This is a genomic window from Rhodopirellula sp. MGV (assembly GCF_002251265.1).
Classification (GTDB): Bacteria; Planctomycetota; Planctomycetia; order Pirellulales; family Pirellulaceae; genus Stieleria; species Stieleria baltica_A.
On the sequence record NZ_NPDI01000001.1, the window covers coordinates 149,240 to 165,610 of the forward strand.

General features: G+C 53.8%; 16 protein-coding genes. 2 read left to right on the plus strand and 14 right to left on the minus strand.

Annotation, left to right across the window (positions count from 1 at the left end):
* The first annotated feature begins 88 nt into the window (after positions 1-88).
* On the plus strand, positions 89-922 hold the full coding sequence (locus CGZ80_RS00415; RefSeq protein ID WP_094410800.1) for a hypothetical protein: 834 nt from the start codon (positions 89-91) through the stop codon (positions 920-922).
* Positions 923-971: 49 nt separating this feature from the next.
* On the opposite strand, the gene CGZ80_RS00420 is transcribed toward CGZ80_RS00415, so the two are convergent.
* Positions 972-1,775 (minus strand): endonuclease/exonuclease/phosphatase family protein, encoded by an 804-nt coding sequence (locus CGZ80_RS00420; RefSeq protein WP_233148143.1) that lies wholly within the window; start codon positions 1,773-1,775, stop codon positions 972-974.
* 131 nt (positions 1,776-1,906) lie between these two features.
* Positions 1,907-2,650, minus strand: coding sequence for a hypothetical protein (locus tag CGZ80_RS00425; protein WP_094410801.1), 744 nt, complete (start codon positions 2,648-2,650; stop codon positions 1,907-1,909).
* A gap of 286 nt (positions 2,651-2,936) precedes the next feature.
* Between CGZ80_RS00425 and CGZ80_RS00430 the strand changes: the two genes are divergently transcribed.
* Positions 2,937-3,863, plus strand: coding sequence for a glycosyltransferase family 2 protein (locus CGZ80_RS00430; RefSeq protein WP_094410802.1), 927 nt, complete (start codon positions 2,937-2,939; stop codon positions 3,861-3,863).
* Here the strand turns inward: CGZ80_RS00430 and CGZ80_RS00435 are convergent.
* The 12 genes from CGZ80_RS00435 to CGZ80_RS00490 form a co-directional block, all read right to left on the minus strand.
* Positions 3,808-4,416, minus strand: coding sequence for a hypothetical protein (locus CGZ80_RS00435; protein WP_233148144.1), 609 nt, complete (start codon positions 4,414-4,416; stop codon positions 3,808-3,810). The genes CGZ80_RS00430 and CGZ80_RS00435 overlap by 56 nt on opposite strands.
* Positions 4,413-5,840 (minus strand): hypothetical protein, encoded by a 1,428-nt coding sequence (locus tag CGZ80_RS00440; RefSeq protein ID WP_094410803.1) that lies wholly within the window; start codon positions 5,838-5,840, stop codon positions 4,413-4,415. The genes CGZ80_RS00435 and CGZ80_RS00440 overlap by 4 nt, the downstream gene beginning before the upstream one ends.
* The gene (locus tag CGZ80_RS00445; protein WP_094410804.1) at positions 5,837-6,997 is read right to left on the minus strand and encodes a glycosyltransferase family 4 protein; all 1,161 of its coding nucleotides are present in this window, start codon (positions 6,995-6,997) and stop codon (positions 5,837-5,839) included. Before CGZ80_RS00445 ends, CGZ80_RS00440 begins: the two co-directional genes overlap by 4 nt.
* Positions 6,998-8,167, minus strand: coding sequence for a glycosyltransferase family 4 protein (locus CGZ80_RS00450; protein ID WP_094410805.1), 1,170 nt, complete (start codon positions 8,165-8,167; stop codon positions 6,998-7,000). It abuts the gene before it with no gap.
* Positions 8,168-8,291: 124 nt separating this feature from the next.
* Positions 8,292-9,185 (minus strand): glycosyltransferase family 2 protein, encoded by an 894-nt coding sequence (locus tag CGZ80_RS00455; protein ID WP_094410806.1) that lies wholly within the window; start codon positions 9,183-9,185, stop codon positions 8,292-8,294.
* Complete coding sequence (locus CGZ80_RS00460; RefSeq protein WP_158222490.1) at positions 9,182-10,429, minus strand: glycosyltransferase family 4 protein; 1,248 nt, start codon at positions 10,427-10,429, stop codon at positions 9,182-9,184. Before CGZ80_RS00460 ends, CGZ80_RS00455 begins: the two co-directional genes overlap by 4 nt.
* Positions 10,426-11,445: a glycosyltransferase family 2 protein gene (locus tag CGZ80_RS00465; RefSeq protein WP_094410808.1), complete on the minus strand. Its 1,020-nt coding sequence runs from the start codon at positions 11,443-11,445 to the stop codon at positions 10,426-10,428. The genes CGZ80_RS00460 and CGZ80_RS00465 overlap by 4 nt, the downstream gene beginning before the upstream one ends.
* Entirely contained in the window at positions 11,442-12,401 is a 960-nt protein-coding gene (locus CGZ80_RS00470; RefSeq protein WP_158222491.1) for a glycosyltransferase family A protein, read from the minus strand. Before CGZ80_RS00470 ends, CGZ80_RS00465 begins: the two co-directional genes overlap by 4 nt.
* Before the next feature lie 62 nt (positions 12,402-12,463).
* A complete protein-coding gene (locus tag CGZ80_RS00475; RefSeq protein ID WP_094410810.1) occupies positions 12,464-13,339 on the minus strand; it encodes a sulfotransferase domain-containing protein in 876 nt (291 codons plus the stop codon).
* On the minus strand, positions 13,336-14,433 hold the full coding sequence (locus tag CGZ80_RS00480; RefSeq protein WP_146043044.1) for a glycosyltransferase family 10 domain-containing protein: 1,098 nt from the start codon (positions 14,431-14,433) through the stop codon (positions 13,336-13,338). The genes CGZ80_RS00475 and CGZ80_RS00480 overlap by 4 nt, the downstream gene beginning before the upstream one ends.
* The gene (locus CGZ80_RS00485) at positions 14,354-15,349 is read right to left on the minus strand and encodes a sulfotransferase (protein ID WP_158222492.1); all 996 of its coding nucleotides are present in this window, start codon (positions 15,347-15,349) and stop codon (positions 14,354-14,356) included. Before CGZ80_RS00485 ends, CGZ80_RS00480 begins: the two co-directional genes overlap by 80 nt.
* Positions 15,350-15,374: 25 nt before the next feature.
* Complete coding sequence (locus tag CGZ80_RS00490; protein ID WP_143543671.1) at positions 15,375-16,352, minus strand: galactosyltransferase-related protein; 978 nt, start codon at positions 16,350-16,352, stop codon at positions 15,375-15,377.
* Positions 16,353-16,371 lie beyond the last annotated feature (19 nt).

Genomic DNA, 16,371 nt, shown 5'->3' on the forward strand with positions numbered 1-16,371 from the left:
ACATCGACAACATGATCACCGAGGTGAGATGGTGTGTGCAGTCCCGTTTAGCTCGAAAGCCGATCCGAATCTATCCGCTCCATCGACGATGCGGGTCAGCAGATTCGATTCGATTTCATCTTGGCTGACCACTTGGTTGCTCTTACTAGCGATTGGCGTGATGACACTGTTCGTCCTTTGGTTGTGTTCCCGTGAAGGTCAGCGAATTCACGCCGTCAGCCAAATAGAACGGATGGAAACAAGTCACGCGGCACTAGGAGTCGATCAAGGCTTCGAATTGCCGTCCGAGACGGAAGTTAGCGACCTACAGGATCCAAGTTTCACCGAGGCACTGGTGTTGGTGTCCAGTATCGCTGCGGAATTGCCAAAGTCGCAGGCGATGGGGCAAAACTTATCGAAACGCGGTCGCCCCGATGGAAAGGACGGAAGCACATTGCGGGGTATCGGGCCCGGCGAAGGTGACGATGACATTGTGCCTAGATGGCAGCGGTGGGAGCTGCGATTTGAAAGTCAGGACAAAGATGATTACGCGGCCCAATTGGACTATTTCGGAATCGAACTAGGAGTGTTCGGCGGTGGTCAAAACCACATCGAATCAGCTTCTTCGCTGTCCAAGCAGCCAAAACGCACCGTCAACGCTCAGCCCAAAACCGAGAAACGGCTTTACTTTTCTTGGGCCAAGCAAACGATCTTTTCTGGTTTTGATCGCCAGCTTCTCGCCAAAGCAGAAATCTCAACTGAGGGACGCCACGTTGTTCGATTTGTCCCGCCAGAACTCGAAGTCTTGCTTGCTGATCTCGAACGCGAGCATTGCGAAACGAATCTGAAGTCGTTTCCGCAGAGCATCCAGAAAACCGTATTCCAATGCCAAACGAGCAGCGACCAATACGAGTTCGTTGTCGCTTCGCAGCAATACCGATAACCAATTTGACGGACGTGGTCACGCGTCCGTCATCTGCCTGTACAATGCGTTACTGTGCGATCGTGGCGGTGATCGGATAGTGATCCGATGGAAAGTGACCGTCAAAGGATGTCCGCACAACTTCGGCGTCTTTCACGGTGGCATCTTTCGAGACCGCAATCCAATCAATCCGTGCACCTTCTGATTTTCCGACCCAAGAGTTGAAGGTGCCTTCGTCGCTGCGCTCGGTAACGTGGACTTCGCGGTAGGTATCTTTCAGCGATTCATTATCGACGAGTGCTTGGTATGGCTCGCTACCTGCATCGCAATTGAAATCGCCAGTGACGATGATCAACGGATCGTTTGCGGTTTTTGCCAATCGTCCAATCCGTTCGGACAGCAATCGGCCGGATTCCAAGCGAGCTTGTTTGCCACGATGGTCAAAGTGCGTGTTCACAAACAGGATTGGTCGATCCGATCCCTGTTTGTCTTGGAGTAGCACCCAAGTTGCCATACGTGGAAGCGACGAATCCCAACTTTTTGATTCAGGGACTTCGGGTGATTCGCTCAACCAAAAATGCCCGCCTGCCAATTGCACGAAGCGGTCGGACTTATAAAAAATCCCGCAGTGTTCGTTGGGCGTGTTCATCCGAGACCGACCGAAATACTGATAGCCTGAGGTTTGTTCGAGTACAAAGTCTTTTTGGAAGTCGAGCGTCTCTTGTGTACCCATCAGGTCCGGCGAGAAGTCGTTGATCACTGTCGCGACAAACGGCTTGCGTTTGTCCCAATGATTTTCTCCGTCGTTTGCTTTGCCATAGCGAAGGTTGAAACTCATCACCCGCAACGTGTTCTCGGCATGTGCGGTAGACATTGACAGCGCCATGCAAAACAAGGCGATCAGAGTGGCTGTGGTTTTCATCGGTATTGGGGAGGATTGGTGTGGGGAGAGGCGGGAATCCATCTGTGGCATTATATCCGGTCAAACTCGATCGGTATCCACGGTCACAACGCTCCCAGCATCCAAATACTGACAAAGCTCCCCGACAAGAACCCTAGCAAGGTGCTGAACCAGATAAACGCAAGTTTGAGTTTTCGCCTTGGAACACCGTTCGGACACGGCGGCAAATTGGCGAGTAGGTACAACGGAAGCAAGCAGCTAATCGGTGTCAGCAATACGATCGTACAAATGGATGCCAAAAGTGCACGACGCAATGCGGCCTCGTAAGCTTCGGTTGTGGCTTCGTGGTCGATTGTAAAGTCGCGGTTGGGAATTGACTCGACAACTTCAGCCGCTTCATAAGGATTTAACGAAAGCCGCTTGCGACTGTGATTCGTCAGTGGGATCGAGTAGGGTTCGTTGGGCACCTTGGCGGAGGCGAATGCTGAAGAAACGCTGCTACTACTTTTGGGGACAGGGATATCGGAGCGTGACGCTTGGCAATTCCAGCAGTATTCGAAAGTTGCTTCATTGGGCTCGTCACAGCGTGCACATAGCCAAGGTTCCTTTGCGAGCAGTTCCTGCTCATGTTGACGGAGCAGTTCGTCGGCTCGATCGAAGTCTTTTGCGGCGACTTGAATTCGCACAAGACTGTCGGTCGGCGCGCCTCCCATGCTAAGGGCAGTACCGGGATCAGTGCCGGTGAGGTGCGAACGGATTTCTGCACCGGCAAGCAGACTTTGTACGCTGACGGCCGACCATTGATCACCGAATTCGCGAAGGACGCAAAACCGTTCGTCGGAAGGCATAGGTGGTAATGCCGCTCAAGATAACGAGGTGTTGATCGAAGCCAAGAACGTGAGTGGACTGGTGCCACGTTCGACACCATCATACCCAGACAACAAGCGACGGGTCGGTTGCCAGATAGGTCAATCGCATGGGTTCTGTTCGAGGGTGAACCGACATCGTTGCCAATCGGTATACAAGGAATTTCGGACCGAAGTGCTCGTCGATCGATGACGTACTCCGTGTGGCGACTGAAATAGAACTGTTGCCGCGACAATCGATCAATCGGTTCAGACTTTGTGATCAGCCATGTCCCACCTCACCTCCGTCTCCGTGGTTGTCATTGCCAAAGACGAGGCCCATATCATTCAGAGTTGTCTCGATTCGCTAAGTTGGGCGGACGAAGTGGTGGTGGTCGATGATTATTCCAGCGACCATACGCCTTCAATTGCAGAGAGAGCGGGCGCACGTGTCATCACCCATCGATTCGACACCTTCGCCGGTCAGCGCAATTGGGCATTGAAGCACGCGCGTTTGCGCAATGAATGGGTGCTGATGTTGGATGCTGACGAGGCGTGCACGCCCGCTTTCACCGAAGCGATCGAGAACGCTCTCAATAGCGTGAACGACGACACGGCCGCATTCAAAATGTGCCGCAAGACGATGTTGTCCGGCCGTTGGCTGCGCTACAGCGATGGGTATCCTGTTTGGATCATGCGACTCGTCCGAAACGGACGCGCAAGATTCGAAGATTCCGGACACGGTGAAGTCCCTGTACCTTCGGTTGACGGTAGAGTCCAAACGATTGTCGAGCCGTTTGTCCACCAGCCGTTCAGCCGCGGGATCCAACATTGGTGGGACCGGCACATTCGCTACGCACAGCGAGAGGCCTGGCAAGAGTGCCAAGAAGCGGCAAACCTAGATTTTAGAGCACTGGTAGCTCGTGACCCGAGCCAGCGTCGGGCTGCACTACGTGCCTTTTCGCGACGTTTGCCTTGTCGCGCGGCGTTTCGATTCTGCTACCAGTATCTCTTCAAGCGGGGCTTTCTCGACGGCGCAGCAGGGCTGCAGTTTTGCCGCATGATGGCCTGCTATGAACAGATGATCGTGACAAAAAAGTGGGAGCTGGCACAATCAATGCTCGCCGAAAGCTGTGTCGATCGACACAAAGCACTGCTTCCTACAAATCCGCCAACGAACCAAGCGGTGGACGAACCAAGGGTTCACGCGGTTTAATCTTCTTGGCGGGATGTCCACCAACGATCGACCATGCATCGGTTGATCGAATCACTACCGCCCTTGCCGCAACGATGCAACCCGTTGCGATGGTAACCCCTGGGCCAATGAACGAGTCGGCACAAACCCAGGCGTCGTCTTGAACCGTGATGGGCGATTTAATCAGCGGTAGCGCCCCATCGGAATAGTCGTGCGTTCCGCCACATAAATGCGAACGCTGCGAGACTGTCACCCGATCGCCGATCGTCATCGGCCCCAGGTTATAAATCAAACAGTCGAAGCCGAGCGACGACCAATCACCAATCGCGAGATTCCACGGAATAAAGATTCTCGCCGATGGATCGATACGAGCTTCGTGTCCAATCTGGGCACCAAATCGCCGCAGCAGAAAGCGTCTCCACCCCCAGCAGGGACGTGGTGAATAGCGGAACAGTGGTCCGGCCAACGCCCAGAGCATCCGCCCCAGCAGTTCCAATCGAGTCCACTTGCGAGACCGGCGATTATCAGCGATCCCGTCGCATGCCGTCGATTTTCGGTCACCGCACTCGGTCAAGTTGGCATCGCTCCCCAAGGCATCGTGTAGTCGCGTTCGGGGTGCAACTCGGTTGAGAAGCTTCGTCGCTGTGTCCCAAAGTTGACTCGTGCCAAGGATGCGACACCGAGCGTCATACCCAACAAAATCAGAACCAAAAGCCCCGACGAAGGGTCACCGCTATATTGCTGGTGCGACACGGTAAACGACGCCAAGTTGGCGACAACGATTGCAATCATGGCAAGCTGGGTCACCGCCCCGTGCCATGTTCGTGGGACGACGGCAATTGCACCGCCCATTCCGCGGATCAAGCTAACACCGGCCAGAAAGATAAAGATCACGCCGAAGATTCCAAGCTCTCGGAAGACTCGGCTGACGCCGTCTTCCTGCCAGCTACGCAGCCCTTTCTGGTCAATCAAGTGATACGCACCTTGAGTCGCAGTGCCGATCCCGGATCCGACAACGCCGGATTGCGAAATCGTATGGTGGACCGAACCGCCCACCAATTCTTGGTACCGTTCGGCACCTTGTGTAAACATCGTGCCGGCGAAATTCGTGTATTCGGTGCTCACGTATTTTTCGGTCGCGACCATAAAGATCCCGCCAAGCAAAAGGCTGGCCATCACTACTGGCATGATCACGCGCTGGAATCGCAAAATTTTTCGTCCGTAACAAAGTAGGCCCAATGTTGCGACAAACACCAGCGGCATCCCCAGCATCTTGCGACGCCCCGACAGCAACAGGCAGAGGCAGCCAAAGCCCGAGAGTAGCAGCCAAAATGGCGATTGACGCTTCGGTTGTTGAAGGGCAAGCGTCAGAGAGAACATCACGACTTGAGCTGCGTGCAGACCCATGATGTCCGGGCTGCGATACCAACCGGCGATCAGTTGCACTATCTCGCCGCCGCTGTACCGGATCCAGTTCATCCCTCGCATCCCGCCAAGACCCGGCCAGTCGGTCGCACAGTATTCTGCGACCACGCTGATCAATGCGATCCCATTGACAAGACAATAGAACTGAAAGATTCGCCCTAGCTCTTTAGGCCGTAGCGAGATCAGGTATCCGAGAACGATTCCGGCAAATGGAGCCAGGTACGACACCGTTCCCAAGGCCACCATTTTGTAGCCGCCCTGGTACAACACGAGCGATAAAACGCAGCCAGGGATGATTGCGATAATCAATAGCCGAAACGCATAGAGAATCTTGGCATGTTCTTTTAAGGCTTGTTCGATTTGACGCCTTGAACGAGACCATGCAGCCAATGTGATCACCGCCCATAACCCGAGTACACTGACTGTGATGAGAACGGGTTCGTCCGGCGTCATCTTGCGGACCGGATCACGCAAAAAATCCAGAGCGATCGCCCAATAGATCGCTTTGCGCCAATCGGTGAGAGCAACCAAACATGCAATGCCCAAGCATCCAAGGTATGCAATCGTGATCATGGTGAACTGTTGCCCGCAATACTGGCACGCCGCCAGGCTATGCCATTTCGATTTCGACTCGCCTCCATGTAAGCATTATCCAATTGGTCCGCGAAGCGTTCCAATGTGAACTCCGCGGCGCGACGATACCCCCTGTCGATGAATTCCTGTCTCTTTAAATCGTCGGAAAGAATCGTAGCCAACGCGTCCGCCATTAAGTGTTCCTCTTTTGGCGGGACGACGTATGCCGCATCCCCAACGACCTCGGCCAATGATCCGCCGTCACTGCAGATCACCGGACAACCGCATGCCATCGCTTCGATGGGCGGCCAACCGAATCCTTCGTAAATGCTCGGGAAAATGAATGCTGCTGCGTGAGAGTAATAGGCAAAGACTTCTTCGTTTGTCGGATTGATGACGAATTGAACCTGTTTATCGATTCCCAACTGCTTTGCCAATAAAACCAACTCTGCGGTTGGTTCCGGTCCTGCCATTAGTAACTTGTGTGGGAACCTGTCGGAAAGCATCGCGAACACCCGTAGCACACCGACGCGGTTTTTATAGAAACCGTTGTTTCCGATGTGAAAGATGAAGGGCGTTTCGGCTGGGCAGATTCTTTGTTCGGCGTGATCGCGGTTTTTAATCCTCCGCCCGCAGGATTCGAGCGGCGGGTAAACAACCGAATCAGAAGCCTTTGATTTTCCAACGTGCTGATGGAAATCGCTGCGAGTTGATTCGCTACAGAAGATTAAGTGGTCGGCGTGGGACAGCCCAGTTGCGGCTTGTCGGACGATCAACCGAGAAATCATGTTCGGACGCGGCACAGCGAAATGCTTCTTTGATTGAAGCAGCGGAATCATGTCGTGCACGGTAACCACGACCGCTTGCTTGGCAAAGTGTTTGGCGAGATAGCCGTGGCTACCGTCAAGGATATGCACCAAATCAGCATCGCACTCCCGCGACAAACGTTTGGCATGTCGGACCGTCTGTGAATGATGTTTTGCCGTACGAAGGATCGGCGGGATCTGCGAAACATCATCTGCTACACAAACTCGCGAGACGACGATGTCTTCGCGCTCGAGCAATGCTCGTTCGACCATGTCCGCATAGTGTCGCATGCTGCCAACAGAATCTGGCAGAGCGGTATCAACCAAACAGACGCGCATCTGTGTGGTCACCTATCGACGTGCCCAACGGGCAGCGTCAACGATTCCTTCGGCCGCGGCACGAGGCGAGTAGTCTTGGATCAGTTGGAATGCCTGATGCCCCAATTGTGCCAAATCAACCTTTGCCGAACTGGCATGGCAAAATGATTCGGACAGCGCGTTCCAATCCGCAAAGGGAAATACGAATCCGGTTTCACCTTGTCGAATCAAGTCGCTGTGGCAACCGACCTGATCACTGACGATCGCGGGCAATCCGCATGCCATCGCCTCGTTGACCACCAATCCCCAAGTTTCACCGTGATCGGATGGCAACACCAAACAATCGCTTGCAACATACGATGCGACGATTTCGGATTGGTTCAGGAAACCAGTAAAACTGACTGGCAACTGGTGCGACTGCGCATACTGCTGGCAATCCTTTCGTAATTCGCCGTCACCAACCATTAGCAGATGCATCGGAGCATTCGGTGTCTGTCGCGATGCAGCTTGGCGAAACGCGTGAAGCAGCTCCATCGGATGCTTCTTTTGTTCGAACTTTCCACAGTACAGAAAGCAAGTCGATTCGGTAGGGATCGACCATCGCTGTCGCAACGATTCACGCTCGGTGCGTATTGAGGCGGCGTTCGCCGCAAAGCGGTCGTTGTCGACGCAGTAGCGGGCGTCAAACATTGCTTCTTCGGAGATCCCATAGCTTTTGTAAAACCGTCGATTCTCACCGCCGATTGGTAAGAATCCGTTGAAGCGGCGTACCAATTGACGCTGCAAGGCACGTTTCCACCATGGGCGTGGACGCAATCGGTTGGCTTCTCCTCGGACGAGGCAGGGAATCTCAATCTGCCGACAGCTTTTCAACGTTTGAAGACACGTTTTGACAACCCAGCCGTTGACCACGACGACATCCGCTTTCAATTTCCGCAGCGTCTCGCCGACCAAAGGCGTGTCACAACCGGAGAAACGCGTCACACTCGGAGACTTGGCAATATTGTCGAGAACTTCGAAACGGTAGCCATCCAGTAGAGGAACATCCCACTGGAACTCGACACCGAAACCATCACCCTGTGTCTTCGCACCGGGCACCATCGCGAACAACGCGGTGAAGTCAATCTCGGAACGATTGGCCAACAACCGAAAGATCGGAACTTGATACTGAATCGGATGGCTAGTGACAAAGGCGAGTTTCATCTTTCGAACGCATCGCGATGAGTGTTTTTACGCTTGGTATCCGGCGCGGCTTTTCCTCTCTTCGGCCATTCGTTTTCTTGATCGAAGGTAACTTTAGGAAAACAAACTCGCATCAGCTCCGTTGCTACGTTTGTCGCTGTCGTATCAGTCGCTTGGCCGCAAAGAAAGCGCGGCACTCTCCAATGACCTTGACGGGAACCCACCAAGGGTGGGTCATGTGGAACCTTGTACGAACTTCGCGTGCGATACGTCGGGCGCAGTAAAGATGCGCCGTGCTCTTAGATGGCGCATGCAACAGCGCAAAGTAATGATCGCCGATCCCGTGGCGAGGGTCTGCGCTGGTCAGGTGGTTGCCGTGGCTGCGCGTGCCGCCGCGATCGACTCGCAAGTGGTCGATACCGGCGCTTCCAAGAAATCGCATTTCGCCTCCGGCGATGCTGACACGCCTGGCAAATTCAGTTTCAAATCGAAATGCGGAACCGACAAATTGTTCGTCAAATCCGCCAATCGAGATCGCTCTGTTGCGGTTCACGCAGAGGTTTCCCGCCATCACATTACGGACCGGCATTTCACGTGTCGAATGGAACGGAAAATCGTCGTCGATCCGAAGTCCGGATAGTTCTCGAGGTGCCGCGATGTCTTCGGGTTGCTGCCAGGGCTGGATGACTTGCCCAACCGTCGCCCACAGATTGGGACATTGTGTGTGGGCGTCGCTGTGAACACGAACCAACTCCGACCTTGGCCGGATGTCATCGTCAAGGAACAGTACCAAGTCCGAGTTTGCTTGTTGCAAGCCGGCATTCATTGCCGCGGTGATCGACGGTGTTTCCCTTCGGATCCATCGAATGCAGTTCGCATCGTTCCAGCAAGACAGTTGTCGGTGGGCCACTTCATCGTGTTCGGGGGTCTGATCGACGACCAGAATCTCTTTGGCCGGATATCGCAGATCAAGAAGAGCCTGGACCGTATCGATCAGAACTTGGTCACGACCGTAGGTGGGAATCACGATCGATGTCACGGCGAGCGCCTGCGATCAGTTCGGTGTCTCGAACGGAAATTCCGGTTTGCGGCTTTTTGCTGACGAAAAAAAGCAACCAACTGCTGTGCACAATTCGCCCAAGTCAATTTCTGACAATAAGCAGCCGAAGTTGCTAGTCGGTTGACATTGATCGCATCGCTATTCGCAAACGCCAAGATTCGCTTGATGAAGGCTTCCGTATCACCAACTTGGCACAATCCATCGGGCATCACTTCACGAAGGTGATCACGCATTCCACCGGTTTCCGATGCGACAACAAGCATGCCGCGGGCCAGAGCCTCGGCACAGGCCTTTCCCGCGCCTTCGAAGAATGATGGAAAGACAAAAATACCGTGTGAATCGAGTAGTGGCAGAAGCTCGACTTGCAACACCCAGCCCTGCAAAGTCACGCGATCGGCAATTTCAGGAGCAAGGCGTTCCCGAATCCATTGGTGGTCTTCTTTGGACGTCACCCAAGTCATTTCCATGTTGGGTGAAGCGGCTAGTGTTTGATTAACGATCTCGACCAACAAATCGGGACCTTTAATAAACGAGTGCTGTCCGATGAACAGCATTCGGTTTCGACGGTTCGCCGTCATCGGCAAGACCGGTTCTGTTAAGAACGACTCTGGAACGCCGTGATGAATGGTCGCCAATTGACTCGGATCACAACGGGTACGCGATACCAAGAATTCGCGGTCATCAACGCACGGCAAGACAATCCCGTCGAACCATTTCAGCGTTTCGGCCCATTGACGTTGCAACAGCGGTCGCAGCATACCGGTCAAGACGGGATGGCGAGAACTGGAAAAACCCATTCGACGTCGCCAGTGTGGAAGCACCTCGTCGACTCGAAGTTCTAACCCATGGCTGCGGTTGATCACGACGCCTTCAAAACCGGAATGTTTGAGTGCCTTGGCCGCGAGGTATCCTTGCGGCTGGCTGATCAGGACCGCATCGAAAGGTTGATTCCGGGTCGCTTTCAGAATCTCACGGCGATAGGCCCGTGGTTGCTCGAGCAGCGAGTGCAGGTTGCCGTGATTGATTCTTCGTGGCCCAAGTCGATCGCTCCAGATCTCTTCGACATGATGTCCAAGTTCACGGAATGCACGGTTGGTGTGAAAGACAGTACCTGCGGCGCCGCTGTTCGGATTGGAAGGAACGTTCGCGACAGTTAAGATCCGCAACGGGCCTTCTGGTAAAGGTGTCGCGTTTCGTGCTGCTTGATCGTAGGGGGCGTTCATTGCATTCGTGGCACTGACGTGGTGACAGCGGAACTCGCGTCCAGCTGCAGCCAAGATTGTGCCAGACGAACCCATGCTTTCGCATGAAGTGGATTGTGATGGATCACACGTTGCAGGTACCTTCGGCCACGGATGTCGCGATTCTTGACCAGTTGTGATCCGACCAGATAATTCAGCTTTGACTGATTATCCCGTACCGGCGCTTCGATCGTGTTGTTGCGAGCCCGCGACGCACGAACTTGTTGCGAAAGGCGTTCGGCTTCTTCCAAAATCGGCGTTTCATCTTGGCCGGCGACTCTTGCCGCCCGGCAACGTTGGCCAAAGACTCCGAATTTCGCTTGAACGTTTCGCCCCGACCCAGTCAAACTGCCTGGCCAAAACCGAAAGTCGTAGAGTGTTTCGTTGACATAGGCAATCTTTGAAACCTCTGCCATCCGCAACCAAAGGTCAGTGTCTTGTGCGTAGTAAAACGCATCGCGATAACCGCCTACGGATTGATAGACGGATTTGCGGAACATCATCGTTCCGTGGGCAGGAGGACCAAGCTTTTCGTTCAGTAGCCTCGACGTTGCCTCGTCTGGATCTGACGGTCGCGTCACCACCGTTAGGTGCTCACCTCCGGGGCCCAAGTAGCGAGCCTCGCAAGAAACAAATCCGATGCTTTGGCAGCTTTGAAACAGTTCAAATTGTCGTTGAAGACGCGTCGGTGCAGAAACGTCATCGGAATCTTGACGTGCAATCAGCGGCGCGAGCGCGACATCGCATGCGCTTCGCAATGCACGCGTCAAACCGGTGTTGGGTTGATGGATTACCCTCAATCGCGAATCTTGTTCCGCAAGCGTTTCGAGGATCCGTTCCGTTCCGTCGTACGATCCGTCGTCGATGACGATCATCTCCCATTGGGAAAGCGTCTGTGCCTGGATCGAGCGAATCGCATCGGTAACGTGTGCGACGTCGTTAAAGCAGCTCATCACGACAGAAACCAACGGTCGCAATTCAGATTCTGCAGCGCTCATCGATTCGCCACCTTTCGCATTTGGTGAATCGCTTGGACCGTTTTAACGGCACCTTTCCATCCCAACCATCGCTTAATTCTGCGAAACAGATGAGTCGCTGACGGTTGCGAATTGAGCTTCGTCATCTCGTCGGTCAAATCCAACGCCGCTTCGGCTTCGCTTACAAGTCCACGTTCGCCGCAAAGCCTCGCGATCCAGAACATCGTTCGACTAAAGTTCGCGACATAATCCCAATCGGTTTTCGAGATTCGCTTCATCTCGTACCAAACGGATCGGTGCGCTTGAAACAAACTGTTGACTCGATCGCTCGTCATACCTGCGACCATTCCACTGGCACGCGGTTGGTCATGATCGATTACTGTGCACAACGTCTGATCGACAGCGACGGGGCGCACGCCCAACAGTCCCGCGCGCAGATCGTGTTCCCAATCTTCCATCATCCGCAGCGGTTTCCAGGGACCGATCGCGTCACACACGGTTTTCCGCCATAGCGGCGTCAACGTCGCCCATCCGCGCTTCGGTAGGAACGCTGGAAAAAGTTGGTCGATGACTTTGTCAGTTTCTGCCCAGGCCGTCATTTTACCTGTCGTCGGATCCATGCGATTTGTGACACAGTAACAAACACCCGCTGCCGGATCCGATCGAAGTTGACGCACCTGAACCGAAAATTTGTCCGGGTGCAGGCGATCATCGCTATCGAGGTACTGAATGAATTCACCACGTGCGATCGCGAGCCCCGCATTGCGAGCTGCACCGGGTCCTGCATTGGGTTGAGTGACAACCCGTACCTCGTCAGGAAAGTCGCGTTGAAGTTTTGCCAACACTTCTGGTGTTTCATCATCGCTACCGTCATCGACAAGGATGATTTCGATCGGTCGATAGGTTTGTGCCAGCACACTCGCGACACTATCAACGATCATCACTGCGCGATTGAAGACCGGGATAATGGTCGACACCAGCCCCACGATCGGCGTTGTGGGAGGGCACGCCGGGCGGGTTCGATTCTCTAAAACGGCGTTCACGTTGACGATGTGCCTCGCCCGCGCAACATGTGGTGTAGACGTGAACGAAGTTGGAATCGCATGTGCGCGATCCACTGGTAACTTCGGCTGCATGAAAGCGAGTATTGATGGTCGTGAAGCCATGACCGTGATTGCCATTCCAAAGCCGCGATCACATTGCGGGGCAATTCGTTGGCATAGTTGCCTGTCCCACCGGTTTGGATATGGTTGGGATGCAGCAGTGTGATCTTGTCGTAGGTATTACCGCCACTACCGCATTGGTTTGTCGCATTGGCGATTGAACGGCGTTGGTTCTCAACGCTGAAACGCTGCTCAAGACGTTTCGCTTGGCGTGGACTGATCGGGCATCCAAGGTAGTTTGCCAGTCGATGGGCTTCACCGGCAAGGTTGCTGATCATCGATTCATAGCGGGCGACGTGGATTCCTGGGACGGATATCCAATCGTTGTACTCAGCAAGTAATTGCTGCAACCCGCCATGGACAAATGCAAACGCGGGCAGGTCATATTTGCGAACGATTGATGCAACGACGTCCCGAACATCGCGATACACGTAAACGATTTTGGCTTGACCGGTTCGGGCAAGTTCGGCGATCTCTGGACAGTAGCGATGCAGCTTGGCAATCGCTGGTTTGGCGTGATCGGATTGTTGGGCCAGAAAGGAATGGATCGATTCGGGGGACACCAAATGAACAGGTTGATCGCCTAATATTGCGGCGACGAGCTGAGATTGCAGCGTTGATCCGCCACGCCGCATTCCGACGCAGAAGACGTATCGAAAGCCAACCGACTCCGGACGTGCCTGATCAACGTATGAAGGCGCGAATGTCGGCGTAAATGGTGCTGACGCTGATGACGGAACGTGAGTCGTCATGATGCGGTTCGACGTTGAATCTGTTTCGAAATCGGATTGTGGCGGATTTCACGACGCACGACGGCGGACAACCTTGCAAGCGTCGATCGGCTTTTGACGAACGCTGGCATCTCCAACGCAGGCATGTCGCGAAGGTTTTCAGGTAGGACAGAAGCGAGACGGTGAAGCAAGCCGTGGTGCGAATGCCAACGCTGTTCGATTGCTTTTCGTTTATTCGCAAGAATGTAGGGACGCATCGCTTCGTAGTTCGCTTCGGTCGCTCGTTCCAAACAGTCGGAAAGCGAATCTTGCGAATCAAAGCACAGCATCCCGCGTCGATCAAAAAGCGTGTCGATACTTGGGCAACCGTAGTAGATCGGTACGGTTTCAGAGAGCAAACAATCGATCAACTTCTCGGAAAAGTACAGATCGGCGACTGCGTTTTCCATCGCGATCGAGTATCGGTACGAACGAAGTGCAACGTTTTTGGTTGGAATCGGCCGGATGCCTTTTCCAAAGCAGTCGATATCAGCGTTCTCCAAACAACGGTTCGCGATTTCTCGTCGGAATTGGTATGCCCCGATATCGTCGTGCTGAATGCTACCGATAAACGAGATTTGTTTGGTTTTGTCAGGGTGGTCATTCAAGACATCAAGCGAGTCTTGGTCAGAATGGACGCCAATCCAGTTGGTGCCAAACAACAACGGTTGGAATACCGGGTTGGACAACACCAAGTCGCTTTGATGGGTAAAGACGGTATCGAATCGCTTTGCCAAAAGATCCAAGTCGTCAAAGCAAGGGTTGATCGGACTTTCGATCAACGCCGCGAATCGTCTGTTTTGCGGGTACCGCAGCGCGGCATCGTTGTATGCCGATTGGTTGACAAAAAGGCCCGCATGAAACGACTCGTTCGTGCGCCCCGCGTTTCCGAGACAAAACTGATAGTGAGTGCCATCAAGATCGATGGTCAACGATGCTTGCGGGATCTTGATCCCGTAGCAATCAATGCGAACGGTTGGAATCGGGGGAGCTAGATCAAACAACGGACGTCTCCAGTTTTGGTGGGCGACAGGTCCATTCCATCGCATCGTGATAAAGAGGGATTTCGAATTCATCCCAAACGTTTCGGATCATTCGTTGTTGATCCGAGCTCAGTTGCTGTTTCCAGCTATCTGCCATCGCCGAGCTTCTGCGAGCGACCGCATGTGTGTGATAAGCGTCAGGCCGACTCGGTCCTTGAAAGCACAGCGATTCGTGACGTTGAAGCGTCGAGTCGTCGTAGGGTAAACCCAGAGTGGCGTGGATTTCGCGAAAGCTTTCGATCGGTTGCCGGCACAAGTCTTCGAACTGATACCAGGTGATTGCGCTGTTTTGCCGAACCTGATTCCACATCACGGTATTCAGTAGACCGTGCAGGACGGTCGCTGCCGCAGCGTCCTGTCCATCCTGGTGTTTCACCATCAACGATCGAAAAGGAGCGAGATGGTCATCCAAAAGGTCTGATCGATTCAAGAACGAACGAATGAATTTTCCGATCGGCCATCCCAGTCGTAGAACGCTTGAAACAAAACCCGCCGGATGGCGAAACAAGACGATCGTTCGAAAGTCGAAGTGTTTGGTGAAGTAACCTGAGAGCAGGCACGCCAAAGGATCTTTGACCATTACCCGACGGATCGTTGGCCGCAACAATCGGAGCGGCATAAGTGCATGATCAGTGTTCGCGTTCAAAGACGTGCTTCGGTAGCGACCGCGGAGCAGGCCCGTCATGTAGCGATCAATCTCGGAGCTGCGTTCGTTGATCGATGTGTACGAGAACTCTTCGTGCCAGAACCCTTTGTTCGGGTTGTATGGCTCGTGGATGTACCAGAGCCCCGGTTCGGCAAGCATCTTCGCAAACCACGTCGTACCGCTGCGATGAGTTCCGCCGATAAAGATCGGTTTACCGCCCGGGAACTGACTGATCACGCGACTCTGTTTGGAATATTCCATCCAAGCGTCACGAAGCTTTCCAACTGTCAGTTTGATACCCATCTTTCGATTCCGCGTCCGGCTACCGTCATGAACCTGTGGTCGACGATGCGACGTGGCATCCATGAATTTTCCTTCGCAAACGGTGAATGCGTTGTGATTCAGGGATCCGCATTTTCTGGTCGTGCATGCTGCGATTCCGGTCGCCCGATGCTTTTTTGGGGGCCGCCGGATGCCAAAGATGAAGAGCGAATGTGGTGCCGCCTTCGATCATCGAACTGGTCCGAAGTCGCGAAATGAATTCCGTGTCCTCTCCGCCCCAACCAAAATAGTCTTCGTCGTGACCACCAATTCGCTGGTATGCATCACGTTTGACAGCCATGGGCGTTGGATTGTTCTGAACGATTTTTTCGATCCCAACCACTTCGGGCAAACGATGTTGCTCAAGCACTCGCTGTGTGGTGACGCGATCCAGATGGAAAATGAAACGACAGGGCCGAATACCATCTGCCGACCCAATCTGGGTGAGTGTTGTTCGCACGAAATCTGCTGGCACTACATAGTCACCATCGTGGACCAAAAGCACTTCACCGGTGGCAAGTTCGGCGGCACGGTTCAACGCGATGCTTTTGTTGAATCCGTTCGCGTTGTCCATTGGAACATGCAGGTATCGGATGCCGGTGGGGAGTTGATGTTCGAGTTCAGCACGGGGACCGATTTCACAGACAATGATTTCGATCGAGACGCCTGTTTGTCCGATTAGCGACATCAGGGTCAGGTGCAGCAATGGCAATCGCGTGCGGCCTCCGATCGCGATCAAAATTGATGCATCTGGATGTTGAGTGTTTTCGAGTCGGTTGCGGTCAACCAGCAAAATGGGATGTTGCGATTGGCAATATTTGAACAGCCGGTTGGCAACGCTTGGAAACACCTTGGCGAGCGTCAGTTGAGAAGAATCACTCCAGTCGCAGATGCGAGTTTCTCCATCCGTTGAGATCGATAGCGATTCGTCTCGGTTGCAGAGGTCCATCCATGACCAGCCAATCTGTCGGGCTAGTCGTGGCATTCGCAGCACGAATTCTGCT